General features: G+C 35.3%; 3 protein-coding genes and 1 tRNA gene. 2 read left to right on the top strand and 2 right to left on the bottom strand.

Translation table 11 applies throughout. The annotated features are described in order from the left end of the window. Positions 1-555 (bottom strand): transposase (locus QHH19_06895; protein MDH7518049.1); only part of this gene is annotated, 555 nt, incomplete at its 3' end. A gap of 155 nt (positions 556-710) precedes the next feature. On the opposite strand from QHH19_06895, the gene QHH19_06890 reads away from it, so the two are divergent. Continuing rightward, positions 711-1,751: a class I SAM-dependent methyltransferase family protein gene (locus tag QHH19_06890; protein ID MDH7518048.1), complete on the top strand. Its 1,041-nt coding sequence runs from the start codon at positions 711-713 to the stop codon at positions 1,749-1,751. Beyond that, positions 1,742-1,815, top strand: a tRNA-Thr gene (locus tag QHH19_06885). The genes QHH19_06890 and QHH19_06885 overlap by 10 nt, the downstream gene beginning before the upstream one ends. Positions 1,816-1,818: 3 nt before the next feature. Here the strand turns inward: QHH19_06885 and QHH19_06880 are convergent. Then, positions 1,819-4,017 (bottom strand): PKD domain-containing protein, encoded by a 2,199-nt coding sequence (locus QHH19_06880; GenBank protein ID MDH7518047.1) that lies wholly within the window; start codon positions 4,015-4,017, stop codon positions 1,819-1,821. Positions 4,018-4,145: the final 128 nt, after the last annotated feature.

The raw sequence follows: 4,145 nt of genomic DNA, 5'->3' as shown, positions 1-4,145 counted from the left end.
CTCAACCTTCGTTTTAAACACCACATCATCCGGGATACTACATTTCACCCGGCGGACCTGATCATCAACCCAGTCATCCGGGAGATACAGCCGCTCATCAATCAACGTCCGATACGGCCCGTTATTATACCCGAGGAACACACCCACCTGACAATTCGCAATCTTCCCTAGCCGACCGCAATACTGACGCTGCACGCCAACAGAATCATTTCCCTGCTTGGGAAAACAGGATTCATCCACATGCAACGCACCATTGTGTCTGTCACCGATATACTGGGTCACATCACGTTGAATATGATCAAGCACCGGTTCATGTTCCCATGGTGAATCAGAGACAAAATGCGTCAAAGACTGATTATTGCATCCAAGAACATTCTTCGCATAACTACACATAGTACCATCTCCTTTCTCCAACAACTTCCCTTGAAGATATTGAAACGACTGTTTGACAACATTCCGGGTTTTACTCACAAAATGTGAGAGATACCCACCATGAAGACAGGTCAGTCTATCAAGAGATTCATCTAAATCTTTTACGCATAAACGAAACCTCATACTGCATCCCATCCACTCCTCTCTTTGTTGATAAAGAAAAGGAGATGGAGATTAAAATGATGTTGTATCAATTACTGGATTGATCAAAAAATTGAATCTGACAAAGTCAAGGTAAGATAAATCTATATCTTAATTCTACATACAATAAAATAGTTATGGACTCAGAAAAAAACATAGCATTATCAGTTCCATTAAAAGACGCAGAAAAAATAAGAAAACACCTGAGAGAAAAAAAACTACTAAGAAATGACCTGGAGATACAAAGAGACAAAAAATTCGTATACCTCCCAATAACCAAAAAAACAGAAGAACTAACCACATATCTAACAACAGAAAAACAATTCAAAAAAAAGGTACTAAAACCAAAATCATACAAAGAATTACTACAGGTTGACAAAAAAACAAAACAGAAGCTGCCAAACTCATACGATATCATAGGAGACATAGCTTTAATAAAACTACCAAAAAACATTACCACAAAACCAGAGGAAATAGGACAAGCGATACTAAAATCAAATAAAAACATAAAAACAGTATGTAGAGTAGAACCAGTGACAGGAGAATACAGAGTAAGAAAAATAGATGTTATAGCTGGGGAAAAAAACACAAAAACAACACACAAAGAATATGGTTTAACTTTTAACGTTGACATCAAAAACACCTATTTTTCTCCAAGGCTTGCCACAGAGAGAAAAAGAATTGCAGACCAAGTAAAACAAGGAGAAACAGTTGTTGACATGTTTGCAGGCGTAGGACCTTTTTCCATAATGATAGCGAAATATGCCAGACCAGAAATAATCTACGCTTTTGACAAAAACAAAAAAGCAGTGGAACTAGCTAAACAAAACATTAAAAAGAACAAAGTCCTCGACAAAATAGAAATAATCCATGCTGATGCAAAAAAAATAGATAAAATCCTAAACATAAAAGCAGATCGTATCATTATGAACCTCCCTTTTTCTGCACACAAGTTTTTTACCAACGCATTAAAAATCGCAAACAACATATGCATAATCCATTATTACGATGTCTTGAAAGAAGATAAAATACAGGAGAGAATCAACACTTTAAAAAAGATAGCTGAGAGAAACAAGTCTATCCTCACCAAAACAGAGGTTAGAAAGATAAAGACGTATGCACCAAGAGAGTTTTATATAGGTATAGATATTACAGCAAAAAAAAATTTGCCGACGTAGCTTAGCCCGGTTGAGCGGCTGACTTGTAATCAGCAGGTCGGGGGTCCAAATCCCTCCGTCGGCTCTTTTAACTACTGTATCTTTTCCGTAACAATAAAGCTATAGCTATAGCAAAAAAAGCGATCAACAACTCAAAACCTGGTGTTTGACTGGTATCAGCAACAACTGTCACAGATGTAGAAGAAACATCTTTTTCACCAAAGTTATCTGTAACAGTTAAAGTAACAGTGTAAACCCCACGGGAAGAATAAGAATGTTTTGGCATAGGACCATACCCGTAGGTTCCATCTTTAAAATCCCAGGTGTAGTTCACTATAGAACCATCTGGGTCATAGCTTTGTGAACCATCAAAAGAGATCTGATGAGAAACCTTACCCTCATAAGGACCACCAACATTAGCAACAGGTTTTTTGTTTCGTTCAGTACTATAAACTGTAACCTTGGTTGTATCTGTAGTACAAGTTCTGTTATCATCCACTACAGTAAGCGTAACAATGTATTCACCAGGATTTGAGTAAACATGCGATGGCGAAGAAGACAATATATCACTTGTTCCATCACCAAAGTTCCACCTATAAAAAATAATCTCACCATCAGGATCATAGCTATCAGATGCATCTAAAACAACAGGTTGACCAATAACCCCTTCAAATTCTTTATTAATTCTGATAACAGGAGGTAAATTAGCTGGTGGGGCGGCTCTTGTTGAAAAAATCCAGACATCTGATTTGTTCTGTAATTTACCATTATCAGCCACTATATACCAAACAACGGTTGTATCAAAACCTTGATTAAAAGTATAAGATGCCTTACCTTTGCTCCCCACCTTTCTATCAACCGCATTTAGTTGTATAAGCTCATCACTAGAAGCATTATAGAAATACACAGTAAGACTACGACCATTAGGATCATTAACCTCAACAGATAACGTAATCTCTAAACCCACATTAGTTTCTAAATCAGCAGGGGATGGTTTTTTTGATATAATCGGAGGTTTTAAAAAAACACCAATAGGGTATTTATCAAGAACACCACCTTTAGTGTAATAAACATCACCTATACCATCACCACCCTCTGGTTCTAAATCAACATCATCATAGTCACTCCAACTATTCCCCCGCCCCAATGTACTACTGTACCAGAAATTCTTTCCATACTCCTGAGCATTCTTAGCATTATAATGAATAAAATTATGATAAATGGTATTTGATTTACTTGCAGAATCAGCATAAAAACCAGTTCCAGTAGATTTCAATATAGAATTGTTGTATATCTCAAAACCAGAGCCGGATAAACTAATAGCCCTGAAATTACCAAACAAAGTATTCCCAATAATTTTACCATTATTTGAGTTTACACAAACCCCATTACCAATATTATTAGCTAATTCATTATTCAAAATAATATCATTAACACTATTATACAAATAAATCCCATTAGATGTCGTATAACTAATTTTATTGTTGCTAATGTTAACATCTCTAGAATCCTTTACCACTATACCATTTTTAAATGTAGCAACATATCTAACAACCTTCTTCGTACCAACCTTCTCAACAACCCCTCTAGAGCAATTAACTATATTGTTATATATCCTAGCAGTATCACAAGATAACAACTCTATAGAAGCCTCACTACAATTCCAAAAATGATTATCAAAAATATCATTAGTATGAGACGAATCAATATAAAGACCTTTTTTTGTGTCATTAAAAACATTACCACTAATGAAATTACCATGAGAAGAAGAACCCACATATATACCATAAGCACCAGAGTGATTAATACGACAACTCTGAACAACAACATTATTGCCCTCCAGACATATCAAAGCCCCTATAGGGGATTTAATTTTACCTAAAATATCGTCAACAGTAAAACCTATAAACTCCACCTGATCAGCAGTTATTTTAACAGTATAACGTTCCTCAAAAAAACTTCGAATTATACTAGGTCCTTTCTCGATGCTACCCCAAAGTTTAATTTTTTTATTGATTACTAATATAGGATAATCTGGGTCATCTAATGTATATACACCACCATAAACATATATTGTATCACCATCCTTAGCCATTTTTATAGCATCCTGTATACTAGCCAAAGGATACTCAGCAGAACCATCTCTTTTAACATGAAAAGCACTATCAACATAAATATAGTTACCAGCAGCCTTAGACTTCTCAGGTACGAGAACAGATACAAAAAAACTAATCATCAGCAATAAAAAAACTATAACTGAAACTTGTTTTGCTCTCATTTTTCCCATCCTCTCAACCACAGATAAATACTAAATCAGAATTTATAGTTTTCCCACAACCCGGCGTTGTCCGAATAATAGTGAGGTGAAAAGTAAAAATTATATTGACTCAACATAAAAAAAATACATTTATTTAG

The sequence above is a fragment of the Candidatus Thermoplasmatota archaeon genome (genome assembly GCA_029907305.1).
In the GTDB taxonomy this organism is placed as follows: Archaea; Thermoplasmatota; E2; order DHVEG-1; family DHVEG-1; genus JARYMC01.
Note: the sequence above shows the minus strand (reverse complement) of the source record. Positions and strands in the feature narration are given on the sequence as shown.

What these genes read in the sequence shown, in the direction of transcription:
- QHH19_06880 (MDH7518047.1), bottom strand. Translation starts at nt 4,017, where the DNA reads ATGGGAAAAATGAGAGCAAAACAAGTTTCAGTTATAGTTTTTTTATTG.
- QHH19_06890 (MDH7518048.1), top strand. Translation starts at nt 711, where the DNA reads ATGGACTCAGAAAAAAACATAGCATTATCAGTTCCATTAAAAGACGCA.